General features: G+C 47.8%; 11 protein-coding genes and 1 riboswitch. Of the genes, 7 read left to right on the forward strand and 4 right to left on the reverse strand.

The annotated features are described in order from the left end of the window. The first annotated feature begins 27 nt into the window (after positions 1 to 27). Positions 28 to 1,233, forward strand: coding sequence for a CaiB/BaiF CoA transferase family protein (locus tag B2U90_RS09715; RefSeq protein WP_113855161.1), 1,206 nt, complete (start codon positions 28 to 30; stop codon positions 1,231 to 1,233). Between the two features lie 58 nt (positions 1,234 to 1,291). On the opposite strand, the gene B2U90_RS09720 is transcribed toward B2U90_RS09715, so the two are convergent. Continuing rightward, positions 1,292 to 3,157, reverse strand: a complete 1,866-nt coding sequence (locus B2U90_RS09720; RefSeq protein WP_292017665.1) for a PrpR N-terminal domain-containing protein — start codon at positions 3,155 to 3,157, stop codon at positions 1,292 to 1,294. Positions 3,158 to 3,410: 253 nt separating this feature from the next. On the opposite strand from B2U90_RS09720, the gene B2U90_RS09725 reads away from it, so the two are divergent. From B2U90_RS09725 to B2U90_RS09750, 6 genes are all read left to right on the forward strand, one after another. Next, complete coding sequence (locus tag B2U90_RS09725; protein WP_292017666.1) at positions 3,411 to 4,535, forward strand: aconitase family protein; 1,125 nt, start codon at positions 3,411 to 3,413, stop codon at positions 4,533 to 4,535. A gap of 16 nt (positions 4,536 to 4,551) precedes the next feature. After that, a complete protein-coding gene (locus B2U90_RS09730; protein WP_113855158.1) occupies positions 4,552 to 5,049 on the forward strand; it encodes a 3-isopropylmalate dehydratase in 498 nt (165 codons plus the stop codon). Positions 5,050 to 5,059: 10 nt separating this feature from the next. After that, positions 5,060 to 6,313 (forward strand): 3-isopropylmalate dehydratase large subunit, encoded by a 1,254-nt coding sequence (locus tag B2U90_RS09735; RefSeq protein WP_292017667.1) that lies wholly within the window; start codon positions 5,060 to 5,062, stop codon positions 6,311 to 6,313. A gap of 11 nt (positions 6,314 to 6,324) precedes the next feature. Continuing rightward, positions 6,325 to 6,957 carry an RraA family protein gene (locus tag B2U90_RS09740; RefSeq protein ID WP_292017668.1) on the forward strand — a complete coding sequence of 211 codons (633 nt, stop codon included), beginning with the start codon at positions 6,325 to 6,327 and terminating at the stop codon, positions 6,955 to 6,957. A gap of 18 nt (positions 6,958 to 6,975) precedes the next feature. Next, a complete protein-coding gene (locus B2U90_RS09745) occupies positions 6,976 to 8,007 on the forward strand; it encodes a 2-keto-3-deoxygluconate permease (RefSeq protein WP_292017669.1) in 1,032 nt (343 codons plus the stop codon). Between the two features lie 104 nt (positions 8,008 to 8,111). After that, positions 8,112 to 9,026, forward strand: a complete 915-nt coding sequence (locus B2U90_RS09750) for a LysR family transcriptional regulator (RefSeq protein WP_113855154.1) — start codon at positions 8,112 to 8,114, stop codon at positions 9,024 to 9,026. A gap of 153 nt (positions 9,027 to 9,179) precedes the next feature. On the opposite strand, the gene B2U90_RS09755 is transcribed toward B2U90_RS09750, so the two are convergent. The 3 genes from B2U90_RS09755 to B2U90_RS09765 form a co-directional block, all read right to left on the reverse strand. Next, complete coding sequence (locus B2U90_RS09755) at positions 9,180 to 10,217, reverse strand: sirohydrochlorin cobaltochelatase (RefSeq protein ID WP_395754073.1); 1,038 nt, start codon at positions 10,215 to 10,217, stop codon at positions 9,180 to 9,182. Between the two features lie 126 nt (positions 10,218 to 10,343). Next, a riboswitch (cobalamin riboswitch) is annotated at positions 10,344 to 10,521 on the reverse strand. Positions 10,522 to 10,612: 91 nt separating this feature from the next. Continuing rightward, positions 10,613 to 12,244, reverse strand: a complete 1,632-nt coding sequence (gene ptsP / locus B2U90_RS09760) for a phosphoenolpyruvate--protein phosphotransferase (protein ID WP_292017670.1) — start codon at positions 12,242 to 12,244, stop codon at positions 10,613 to 10,615. 62 nt (positions 12,245 to 12,306) lie between these two features. Next, on the reverse strand, positions 12,307 to 12,564 hold the full coding sequence (locus B2U90_RS09765; RefSeq protein ID WP_292017671.1) for an HPr family phosphocarrier protein: 258 nt from the start codon (positions 12,562 to 12,564) through the stop codon (positions 12,307 to 12,309). Positions 12,565 to 12,597 lie beyond the last annotated feature (33 nt).

A 12,597-nucleotide genomic window follows, 5' to 3' on the forward strand; every position in this document is an offset into this window, starting at 1 on the left:
TTTAACACTATTTGCAGAGGTAAAAAAATGGCTGATAAAAATGTTTCTACTATTTTAACCGGACTAAAAGTCTTAGATATGACCCGCGTCATCGCCGGTCCCTACTGCGGCATGATGCTGGCTGATATGGGAGCAGAAGTAGTCAAACTGGAAGTTCCAGGCCGCGGTGATGATTCCCGGTACTATCCGCCTTTTCAAAAAGGTGAATCCCTGTTGTATCAGCTTTTTAACCGTAATAAAAAATCTATTACGATTAATTTAAAAACAGAAAAAGGAAGAGCTATCTTCAAAGAAATCCTGCCTCATTTTGATATTTTATTGGAAAATTTCCGTCCTGGTGTCATGGAAAAAATGGGCCTTGGCTATAAGGACCTGGAAAAAATCCATCCCGGACTGATTTATGGCGCCGTATCCGGCTTTGGTCATACCGGCCCTTATTCCCAGCTGCCCGGCTATGACATCATTGGTCAGGCCGTAGGAGGCCTCATGAGTACTACCGGATGGCCTGGTGGCGAACCGACGCGCACAGGTCCGGCAATGGCTGATATTCTGAGCGGACTGAATCTGACCATCGGCATTCTTAGTGCTTACATCCGCCGTCAGCAGACGGGCAGGGGAGATAAAGTAGATATTGCGCTGGTAGATTCTGTCGTATCTGCCCTGGATTTTCTTCCCCAATGGTATTTTACAACAGGAAAAGTACCGGAACGAAAAGGCAATATGTACGATGCTGCTTACCCTTATGATACGTTTAAAGCGGAAGATCAGACCTTTGTCATCGCCTGTGGGAATGACAAATTATTCCATATTGTCCTCAACGTACTCGGCCGTACCGATTTATTAGATGACCCCCGTTTTCAAACAAACGAGTCCCGTCTGAATCATCACGACATCATTAAACAATTGATAGAAGAGTGGGCTTCCGACAAAAAGGCTGATGATATCGTCCGTATGCTGACTGATCATGGCTGTCCGGCCTGTGTCGTATTCGATATTGAGAGAATTGCCCACGATCCACACATCGTCGGTGATCGTCATATGTTTGTAGAAGTAGAAAGCCCAAAAATAGGAACGATGCATCTTACCGGTTCTGTCTTTAAGTTTACCAACGGTCATACGGGAGAGTATACGGCCGCTCCAGAACTAGGAGAGAACACACAGGAATATTTAAAAAACTTATTAAACTATGATGATACCAAATTGAAACAACTAGAAAAAGACCATATTATATGACAAAAAGCACCTGTTTGGATGGATCTCAACCAGTACACAATCCAAACAGGTGCTTTTATTATTTGTGCAATAGCCTCCACAGCGTCGTACGGCTCATGTGAAGCCGTGCTGCCGTTTCTTCATAGGTTTCATCAAAGACAGCACGCAGTACCCGGACCGCCTCTTGAAAAGGAGAAATCTGTTCTACGGGACGCTGGCAAAGGACGGGATATTGTGAAAAGATATCTGACTCCAACGTCTCATCTCCTATAGCTTCCAGCAGAAGACTGTATCGGTAACGGGCCGTACGGGTAACTGCTTTTTTCAACAGAACAGCATAACGGGTACTGACTGCACGCAGTTCAACGACATTTCCAGGCCAGCTGTACGTCATGAGTACCCGTTCCATCGCTTCCGTTACGATATTACCACGACTTCCGGGCAGCTGCTGGCGGACGTAATTTGAAAAAAGGAGACAAATATCTTCCTTACGTTCATGCAAAGAGGGGATAGGAAGCACGAGAATAGATAAAAGCCGTCTCAGACCTGCCGGTATACGGTGATATTCTTCGTCCGTCACCACCGTATAAAACATAAGGTCCAATGTCATCGGAGTTTCCATTCCGGGGCGGAAAAATTGGCGGACCGTAAGGGCTTCCTGCAGAACGGCCTGAAGGCGCGGCCCTGCCAGACCGGGATGCTTGATGATAACACTGCCGCCAGATGCCGTGAGCAATAATCCGTCGGTCGTATTATTTCCCTGACTGTAGCCATACAGCATTTCCACAGCCCGATCATCTATAATCGTGGCACAATCAATAGTAATACACGGCTTACCGGCCCTCCGGGATGCATTATGCAGGCAGTGAGCCAGTTCTTCCCGGCCGCATCCGGCAGGACCGACAAGCGTAGTCGCATACTCTACAGGAGAAATCTGGCGGCACAAATTCACAATATGGCTCATTTCTTTTGATTGCGCCGTAACTTTTTCTAATTTGTAGACAGGCGAAACGGTATATACCGGATGCTGCCGGTCTTTTTTCCTGTTATGGGGATTGGGATGAAAGGTAAGCAGTACGCCGCCTTCATGAATTCCTACAACAAGACGGCGGAAAACGCAGCGCATCATAGTCGCATTAATCAGGTGATAGCTATCCTGCTGGTTGAACCCGCTTTTCAAAAAATCTGATAAAGGCAGGTTAGGAAACACATCAGACAACGATCTGCCGCTTACCTGATGCAGTGCCAGTCCGGTATAATTCTGCATAGTGTGATTAAAAAATTCAATCATACCCTCCCTGCTGGTTACCACAATACCAAGCTGCGCCGTATCCAATACAGATTCTGCAATGACGTGACTGCGCCGGGTATCATACATTTTTTTAATCAGTTCCCCTGCTTTAAGGCAGGCGTCGCGGATGGCGTCTTTCCCTGCATAGATGAGAAGCGAATCCTTTCCCGCCACATCAGCTGCATCCTGTACAACTACAGGCCCGATGAGGACATCACAAGATGTCTTTTTCGCTATTTCATAGACCTGAGGAACTTCATCATAGACTAATTCTGTAAGTTTCGCCTGCATGAGATATTCATATTTTTTTAAATCAAGTGGCAGTGCATAGCGGTAATGCATAATGCCGATACGATGATGTCCCTGATTGAGAGCCTTACGGATGGCATTCATATAATCCATGTCACTCACCTGGAACGAAATGACAGGATAGCTATACCGGGTGGCAAATAACGCCGCTCCGGCCGGTCCGGCTATGAATACTTCACATCCCAGGCGGCGTGCTTCTTCCACACAGATGGCCTGCTCATCGGCCAGACCTGACTCCATGATAATGTATTCTACATCACCATCGGGTAATTCACTAATAACTTGCCGGGCTACATCAGCTACGCGGCTGTAGGCCAGAATGCAGACCTTATATTGTTTTTTCATAGAATCTGATGTGATATGTGCCATAAAAATTTCTTTATAAATACCTTTCTCCTACTAGAAAAAATCAGAATAATTAACAGAAAAATAAACCATGATACCTGTTTTTTTGTTTCATTAATAAAAAAATATCATTTTTTGAAACATAAATCAACGCTTTATCATAACATAGCCTGTAAATTGGCAGAAAAGTCACGGGATATTATAATCAGCCTATAAGCAAAAGCGATTATAAAAAGAAAAGGAGCTATTTACCATGAATCAACCGCTAGTACAGCAATTTTCACAAGCCACGCAAGCTGTTCACTGTCTCATACCCGATTATATTATGCTTACGGACACGATTTCAGATGCCCTGTTGGAAAAATTAGAAACTGTGTCCATTCCATGCAAAAAGAAACTCATCGTATGCATCGATCATGATACACCAAACAGCAGCATTGCTGTCGGAAAAAAACAACGCCGCCTTCTGAACTGGGCAGTAAAAGAACATCTGCCCATAGAAAAATGCCAGGGCGTCGGCTATATCCGCCTCCTCGAATCCTATATCCATCGTAATGACATAATAGCCGGTACAGGATGCCATATGGCATGTCTGGGAGCTGCCGGTGCACTGGGAATACAGATGACAGAAGATGAGTTATGGGAAACCATAAAGAATGACAAAGTAACACTGCCGCATCCGGCTGTCCTCACGATTTCCCTGGCAGGAACCATGCCAAACTATGTATCCATTCAGGACGTTGCTCTGGCAATACAGAAAGAATACAGCCATAAAATCGATGATCATACGCTGATTGTCTTCAAAGATGAAATTGGCCTTACGACAGACCAGCGTTACGATCTCTGTCATTTCGCACAGCAATATGGTGCCTGCAGCGCCTTGTTTACTGAAGAAACGATCTCCTGCAATACGACATTCGATATATCTGCCACCCAGCCACTGGTTGTCCTTCCGGGAAAGTCCAATCAGACAGAATATCTGGGCGCTCTGCACGGCATCCACGTAAACGAAGTCTTTATCGGCGGATGCCGCGGTGGCAAACTGGAAGACCTGCGGGCAGCCGCCGCGATTCTCAAAGGGAAACACATCGCCTACCGTCTCCGCCTAGTCGTCACTCCTGCTACCAGTTCCATATACCTGCAGGCATTACGGGAAGGACTCATTGATATTTTTCTGGACTGCGGGGCTGTCGTCATGAATCAGGGATGCAGCGTCTGCTGGGGGAAAGCACAAGGCATACTGGACGCCGGAGAAGTCCTCGTTTCAACCGGCTCTTATCATTATCCCGGCTGTTGCGGCGACACCAGCGCAGATGTTTATCTCGCCTCGCCCTGCACGGCAGCACATTGCGCTATTACAGGAATACTGAGTGAATGAGGAGGTAACAATATCTATGGAAAAGTCATTTGAAGGAAGAATCTGGAAACTCGGTGATGATATTGATACGGATATCATCATGCCAACGCAATGGGTCACACTGGATACGATGGACGAAGTAAAAAAGCACGCCTTTGAACCATTACGGCCGGACCTGGCTGCTGCTATCCAGCCGGGGGATATCATCGTTGCCGGTAACAATTTCGGCTGCGGATCTTCCCGCGAACAGGCACCGGAAGCACTGAGTGCCCTCAAAATTAAATGCATTATCGCCAAATCATTCGCCCGTATTTTCTTCCGCAATGCTATCAACAATGGTCTGCTGCTCATCGAATCCAAAGACCTCCCCGACCATTGCCAGGAAGGAGATACCGTAAAAGTCGAAATCAATCACTGCATCTGGTGCAACGGAAAAGAATACGATATTCCCCGCATGCCGGAAAACATCTTCCAGATCATCGAAGATGGAGGACTCGTAAAGAGCATGCAGAAACGAAATCATTGTCTGAAATAGGAGGACCATCATGGGACATACATTAGCAGAAAAAATTCTGATGCATAATACAGGCGTAGCAGACTGCAGACCCGGTGACATCGTCATCACTCATCCGGACTGCGTCATGTTTCACGATATCTATACGACGAATGTATACCGGAAGTTCAAGGAAATGGGATTTACTAAATCCTGGGATCCGGAAAAAGTCATCATTATGTTCGACCATCTGCTCCCGACCTGCCTTCCCCTCGATGGGGACCACATGAAACACGGATATCAGTTTGCCGAAGAATTCGGTGCCAGAAAGGTCCATGCCGGCGACGGCATCTGCCATCAGCTCATGCCGGAACTGGGATATGCCCGGCCCGGTGACGTCGTATTTGTCACTGATTCCCATACGACAACCTACGGTGCTGTCAGCGCTTTTTCTACGGGCATCGGCTACACGGAAATGGCCGCCATCCTGGGGACAGGGGAAATGTGGGTCCGCGTACCGTCAGCCATTAAAATCCAGATAGACGGCACACTGCCGGACGGAGTCTGCTCCAAAGACATCGCCCTGCGCATCCTGGGAGATCTGAAAGCTGCCGGCGGCACCTATAAATCCCTGGAATTCTGTGGCTCTACCATCGATGCCATGCCCGTTGACGAACGGCTGACTATTGCCAATATGGCCGTCGAATGTGGTGCCAAAGTCGGACTGTTCGCACCGACAAAAGAAAGTTGTGCTTACAGCAACGTAAATTATGACGACGTATCGTGGCTCCATTTTGATGACGATGCAGAGTACGAAAAAGTGCTGACGTATAAAGCTGAAGATATGGTACCGTATATTGCGGCCCATCCGTACGTAGATAACGTCAAACCGCTGTCCGAACTGGAAGGAATGAAAGTAGATAAAGTATTCATCGGTTCCTGTACGAATGGAAGGCTGCAGGATCTGGCAGCTGCCGCCCGCATACTGGACGGACATCATATTGCACCTCATATCGAACTGCTCATCACCCCGGCATCGCGGTCGATTTTTAAACAGGCCATTGCTCTGGGGTATGTAGAAAAACTGGTCCGGGCCGGCGCCATGTTCACCCATCCCTATTGTTCTCTCTGTGAAGGACGGAGTGGAGGGCTGCTCTGTGATGATGAAGTATTACTTGGAACGAATAACCGGAATTTCCTGGGCCGTCTGGGCAGCCCGAAGTCCAAAACATACCTGAGTTCACCAGCTGTAGCTGCTGCCACGGCTGTAACAGGATATTTGACAAATCCTGCAGATGTAAAATAGGAGAGTATACTATGAATTTCGATATATCCGAATGGGGAGAAGTTTCTTCTACTTCCTTATCTGATGCCATGCTGGGACTCCACACGATGGAACCCTCTATCAAGCCACTGAACCGGAAAATGCGGGTTGTCGGCCCGGCCTATACCGTGCAGATCATAAAAAATGACTGTGCGATTATCTTCAAAGCTCTTCAGGAAGCTCCAGAAGGATCCGTCCTGGTCATAGCTGCCCAGGGTACGACCGATGTGGCATTCCTTGGGGAAATAGTCACTAAAATTGCACAGAAACGAGGGATTGCAGGCATTGTCATTGACGGATGTATCCGCGACAGCCTGGCTATAGAAGAAGGAACATTCCCTGTATTTGCCAAAGGAGCGATTCCCAAAATACCCGCCGCCAATTATCTGGGACAGGTCCAGAAGACCATCGTATGTGCCGATGTAATCGTGCGCCCCGGGGATATCATCTGTGCCGACGCCGATGGTGTGGTCGCTGTCCCTTTGGAAGAAACAAGCCAAGTTCTGCAAAAAGCGATGGAAAAAGAAACCAAAGATCACTGGAAAATAGAAACGATGATTCCCGATTCCGAAGCACTACAATCTTATCTGGCTAAAATTAGTGAAAAATATAAAACCGCCCTGTAAATTCGAAAGGAGAAAAAAATGACACATATCTGGCGTGATATTCCCTGCATGATGTTCCGTAAAATTCCGGCAGCAGCCATGATTATTCCCATGTTCTTGTCGGTTATCTTCAATTATTTCTTCCCCGATTTTGTAAAAATGGGCAGCCTGACGACGGCTATTTTCTCAAAATCAGCTGTCGTCCCTCTTACGGCTGCCGTCTTATTCTTTGCCGGCACCCAGCTCAAAGTCAATGAAGCGCCGGCTGCACTAAAACGGGGCGGTGTCCTGCTCCTGGCCAAGTTTGCCGTCGGGTATGCCGTAGGTACACTGTTCTCCATGACATTCGGCCCCATCGGTTTCCTGGGAATTTCTACACTGGCCGTATTTACAGCCCTCCTGAGCTCCAATGGTTCCATCTATCTCGCCATTGTCGGCGAATATGGTGATGACAAGGATTTCGGAGCTTACAGTCTCCTTTCCATCAAAGACGGCCCCTTCCTGACCATGCTGGCCCTCGGCGCTTCGGGAGCATCAAATATCCCTGTCATGGCTCTCTTTGCCACATTGTTCCCCATGATTCTCGGTATTGTCCTCGGCAATCTGTATCCGGGAATCCGCAATTACTTTAAAGGCGGTGCCCGCCTTCTCATTCCTCTCATCGGTATTTCCGTAGGTTCTTCTTTGAATCTTTCCATGATGTTCCAGGCTGGCCTGAGCGGTGTCGTCCTCGGTATCATCGCCTTTGTAGCCGGCGGTATCATCCTCATCGGCGCAGATAAACTGATTCTCCGCCGCCCTGGCTATGCCGGTGCATCCCTGGCATCTGTCGCCGGTAGTGCCGTAGCGACACCGACCATCGTAGCCGGCGTCGTCCCGGGACTGGAAGAAGCAGCAGCCCTGGCATCCGTACAGGTTGCCGCAGCTGTTATTGTAACAGCCATTCTCTGTCCCATGTTATCATCCTGGGCCTTAAAGAAATGGGGTGCTCCCCGCTACGGCATAAAAAAAGAAACCACAGAAGCTGCCGCTGAAAGCAAGGTAAATGCCACTGTTAAATCCCATGCCTGATGAAAAACAGCTGTAGCATATACATGCCATGCAAATTGTGAATCCTAAAGAGGCTGTCCCAAAAGACAGTCTCTTTTGTCCATAAAAAAAGAAAGGCGCCCTCTATGACACTGCAAAACCTCCGCTATATTATTTCCATAGCAGAAACCGGTTCCATTACAGAAGCATCCAAACGTCTGTTTATTTCCCAGCCCAGTCTTTCAAATGCCGTAAAAGAAGTAGAAAAAGAAATACATTTTCCTATTTTTATCCGGACCAGCCGTGGTATCACAGTGACAGCAAAAGGATTAGAATTTATTGGCTGCGCACGACAGGTCATCCAGCAAATGAATGTACTGCAGGATACATATATTACTATGCGGCCACAAAAAACATATTTCAGCGTATCTACCCAGCATTATGTATTTGCAACGAATGCTTTCGTAGATATGATTCGTAAATATGGACAGGAACGCTATGAATTCTGTCTCAACGAAACACAGACATACCAGATTCTGGAAAACGTTAAAAATCATATCAGTGAACTGGGGATCATCTACCTGAGCAATACAAATGAAATCGTGATTCGCCGTACCTTAGAGGATATGCGTTTAGAATTCCATCCACTTTTTACAGTTAAACCACACGTCGCTTTATATGTAAAACACCCACTGGCATGTCATACCTCTCTCAAGCTGATCGATTTGATTGAATATCCACGGTTAAAATTTATACAGGGAAATTATGAATCTTCTTTTTTTTCTGAAGAATTGTATTCATCCCTTCCCGTAGATAAAGAAATACGGGTCAGTGACAGAGCCGCTATGATCAACATGATGATTGGCCTCAACGGCTATTCCATCTCTACGGGAATATTTCCCAAATACATGCAGGGCGATGCCATTAAAGGAATCCCACTGCATGAAAAAGAGAGGATGACTGTAGGATATGTCATTAACACAGGCCAGACGCTGTCCGATTTGGGAATGATGTATATAAAAGCGCTGGAACAATATCAAAATGGCGGAAAGCTCCTTTGAAATTTGTTAGAAAAAATAATATATCATTACCTGAAAATACGATAACAATAAGTACTCCATGATAGTTACACTGATTCATGTATGTCATTTAAAATCGTAAAAACCGGGGCTGCCCATAACGACAGTCCCGGCTTTTACATGTATATTAATTTTTTAATGGCGCATCATATGGGATTTTGCCGGAATTCCGTTGTCTTTTTCCAGGGCATCCCAGGCTTCATTGGCCCGTTCTACGAACATCTTGCGCACGGCTGTATTTTCACCGAGGCCATGAATATAGGGTGTGACTTTGAATCCTTCTTTTTCCAGGATACTCTTGTGGGAATCGGCGTCAGCACCGGCCATATCATTGTTGGCATGGTCGCCGGCGACCATCATCATGGGCATGAGTGTCACGTGCTGGATACCCTTAGCCTTCAGCATAGGAATGACCGTATCCAGATGAGGCCAGCCTTCGACGGAGTAAACGTAGACATTGCCGAGATGGGCTTCGTCAATCCGGTTCTGCAAGACAGAATAGTAGGCATTGGCCGGATGGGGCGTGCCGTGGGCCATAACCAGGACGGCGTCTTTTTCGCCCATTTTCGGGAACTGTGTAGAAAGAGCCTGCACGAATTCACTGACATCGTCGCGCTGGTTTTCCTGTCCCATCCAGTAGAGAAGAGACGTACCCATCGTCATTTTTTTGAAATCCTTTTTATACATGTCGTAAATAGCCGTATCGTAGGCGTACTCCATACCGGGGATGACATCGAGAGATGTCAGGGCCACCCGCGTATATCCCTGGGCTTTGAGGTCTGCCATGGCTTTTTCCGGTGTAGGAATTTCCAGACCTTCATTGGCTTTGATGCGATCGACGATAATATGAGAGGTGAAGGCCAGGACGACTTTCGTATCCGGATGGGCAGCCTGGATATCGGCCACCGTTTTTTCAATCGTTGCCTTACGGCTGTCTTTAAATGTCGTACCAAAACTCATGACGACAATGGCATCTTTATTGGCCGCATCCTGCATAGCCGGGTTATTATACGTACGTACGCCTATTTCTGCGGCCTGTTTGAGAGCCGGTGTCGCATCTTTGACTTCCGGATTCAGGGTATACGAGGCCTGGGCCGGCATACCCGTAAAAGTCCCGAATGCCGTAATAGCCAGGGATAACATCAATACTGTCTTCAGTTTCTTACCGAACATATCCATCACTCCTTAAGAAATATACAAACGGCCTGCCTTAATATGCAAAAGCCGCAAGGATATCCTTGCGGCTTATTGATGCGCCAATTCGCATTATAATCTCCATTCCCATCGCTCGCAGGTCCATCGGTGATTATCAGTCAGGCAGTTCTTCTGGCTTGGCTTCATGGCTTTGCTGCGCCTTCCCATACGAATCGTACAGTGACATCATTGCAGCATCGCTCTTCCTCACAGCGGCGGGACCGCGCCGGCTTCTACCGGCTTTTCTATTGAGTCTTGCGACACCTGACCTGCATATTAAACTAATTTTACTCTACCACAATCCATTACTATCTGTCAATTAACCCATACTGAATATATATCATGACAGCCGTGGAATTTCTCATATATAGTACTTATTTCTTCAAATCAAGAGACCGGATTTTTTCCCGGAGGGGCAGTACGGCCGGAGGGCTGACAGACAATTCATCGACGCCCATGCGCAGGAATGTCTCCGTCAGCGCAAGGTCTGCACCGAGTTCCCCGCAGATGCCGACCCAGATTCCTTCCTTATGGCCGTTGGCAATGGTCTGTCCGATAAGACGAAGCACGGCCGGATGATGGGCATCGAAGAACGCATCGAGCTGAGTCTGCTGGCGGTCGATAGCCAGTGTATACTGGGTCAGGTCATTGGATCCGATACTAAAGAAATCCACTTCCTTAGCCAGTTCATCACTCATGACGGCCGCAGCCGGCGTTTCGATCATGATGCCCACTTCCATATGAGGATCGTATTTCATGCCCTGTTCATCCAGTTCACGCTGTACATCCTGGAGGATTGCCTTGGCACGGCGCACTTCACCGGTAGAAATAATCATGGGGAACATGACGGCAATGGTACCAAAGGCCGATGCCCGGCAGAGTGCCCGTAACTGCGTCCGGAACAACTCCGGCCGGGTCAGGCAGATACGGATAGCCCGCATGCCCATGGCAGGATTTTCTTCCGGGGCCAGATTGAAATAATCGACTTTTTTATCGGCACCGATATCGAGAGTACGGATGATGACTTTTTTTCCTGCCATCGTCTGGGCCGTCTTTTTATAGGCTTCAAACTGTTCTTCTTCTGTCGGATAGGTATTCCGTCCCAGATAGAGGAACTCACTGCGGAACAGGCCGATTCCTTCGGCATCATTTGAAAGGACCTGGGGCAGATTGTCAGGATTTCCAATATTGGCATAGACATCAATGTGGCGGCCATCACGGGTTACTGATTCGGTTCCGCGTACCGATTCCAATTCCTGCCGGCGCCGGATTTCTGAATTCTGCCGTTTCTTCATGCGTTCCAGTGTTTCTTCATCAGGGTCAATGTACACTGTCCCCGTCGTCCCATCGACGATAGCCGTTTTGCCATCGACGTCATTATGCAGCTGGGTACCGGTGCTGACGACGGCAGCAATGCCCAGTGTACGGGCCAGGATAGCCGTATGGGAATTGGTACTGCCACCGGATGTGACAAATCCCAGGATTTTGTCCGTATCGAGCTGCAATGTTTCACTGGGAGCCAGATCATCAGCGGCGATGATGACCTGATCGTATGCGCTGAAGTCAATTCCTTCACCGCCGCATAATTCCCGTTCGACACGGCGGGAAATATCCAGGACATCGGCAGCACGGGCCTGCATATAAGCATCATCCATCCCGCGGAACATGGCAGCGAAGTTCTGTGCTGTATGTTCTACGGCTGCTTCGGCGTTGAGTTTTTCATCCCGTATCTGGGATACGATGTCATCGACATAATCATCATCATCGAGCATCATCTGATGCACTTCAAACACGGCAGCCTGTTCTTCGCCAATTTTTTCTACGGCCTTTTCATACAGAGACTGGAGCTGGCTGATTGACGCAGCGCGGGCCGCCTGAAAGCGGCTGACTTCCGCCTCGGCATCGTCAATAGGCCGGACGGCTGTAGAAATCGTATTGCGGTGAAATAGTGCCAGCGGTCCGATGGTGATGCCGGAACTTACGCTTTTTCCTTTAAGGGTCAGCATGACTTACACCTCCCGGTTATGGCAAAGGAGGATTGCCCATGCAGTCCTCCCCGCCTCATACATTAGAAATTTTCTTTGAAAAATGTTTCCATAGCAGAAGCAGCTGCTTCTTCATCGGAACCTTCTGCCTGAACCGTTATGCTTTCACCTTGTTTGACACCCAGACCCATGACGGTGAAGATTTTCTTCAGATCGCCTTTTTTATTCCCTTTGACAATCGTCAGGGACGAGGCATATTTCTTGGCTTCTTTAACCAGCAGTCCTGCCGGGCGGGCATGGATACCCTGGGGATCGGTAATGGTGTAAGTAAATTCTTTCATGATAATTCCTCCTCTGTATGAAATCCTATGATT

The organism is Megasphaera sp. UBA4233, assembly GCF_002395615.1.
GTDB lineage: Bacteria > Bacillota > Negativicutes > Veillonellales > Megasphaeraceae > Megasphaera > Megasphaera hexanoica.

Excerpts from the sequence above, each read along its gene's own strand:
- B2U90_RS09750 (WP_113855154.1), top strand. The coding sequence starts at position 8,112 with ATGACACTGCAAAACCTCCGCTATATTATTTCCATAGCAGAAACCGGT.
- ptsP (WP_292017670.1), bottom strand. The coding sequence starts at position 12,244 with ATGCTGACCCTTAAAGGAAAAAGCGTAAGTTCCGGCATCACCATCGGA.
- B2U90_RS09735 (WP_292017667.1), top strand. The coding sequence starts at position 5,060 with ATGGGACATACATTAGCAGAAAAAATTCTGATGCATAATACAGGCGTA.
- B2U90_RS09730 (WP_113855158.1), top strand. The coding sequence starts at position 4,552 with ATGGAAAAGTCATTTGAAGGAAGAATCTGGAAACTCGGTGATGATATT.
- B2U90_RS09725 (WP_292017666.1), top strand. The coding sequence starts at position 3,411 with ATGAATCAACCGCTAGTACAGCAATTTTCACAAGCCACGCAAGCTGTT.
- B2U90_RS09715 (WP_113855161.1), top strand. The coding sequence starts at position 28 with ATGGCTGATAAAAATGTTTCTACTATTTTAACCGGACTAAAAGTCTTA.
- B2U90_RS09745 (WP_292017669.1), top strand. The coding sequence starts at position 6,976 with ATGACACATATCTGGCGTGATATTCCCTGCATGATGTTCCGTAAAATT.
- B2U90_RS09720 (WP_292017665.1), bottom strand. The coding sequence starts at position 3,157 with ATGAAAAAACAATATAAGGTCTGCATTCTGGCCTACAGCCGCGTAGCT.
- B2U90_RS09740 (WP_292017668.1), top strand. The coding sequence starts at position 6,325 with ATGAATTTCGATATATCCGAATGGGGAGAAGTTTCTTCTACTTCCTTA.
- B2U90_RS09755 (WP_395754073.1), bottom strand. The coding sequence starts at position 10,217 with ATGTTCGGTAAGAAACTGAAGACAGTATTGATGTTATCCCTGGCTATT.
- B2U90_RS09765 (WP_292017671.1), bottom strand. The coding sequence starts at position 12,564 with ATGAAAGAATTTACTTACACCATTACCGATCCCCAGGGTATCCATGCC.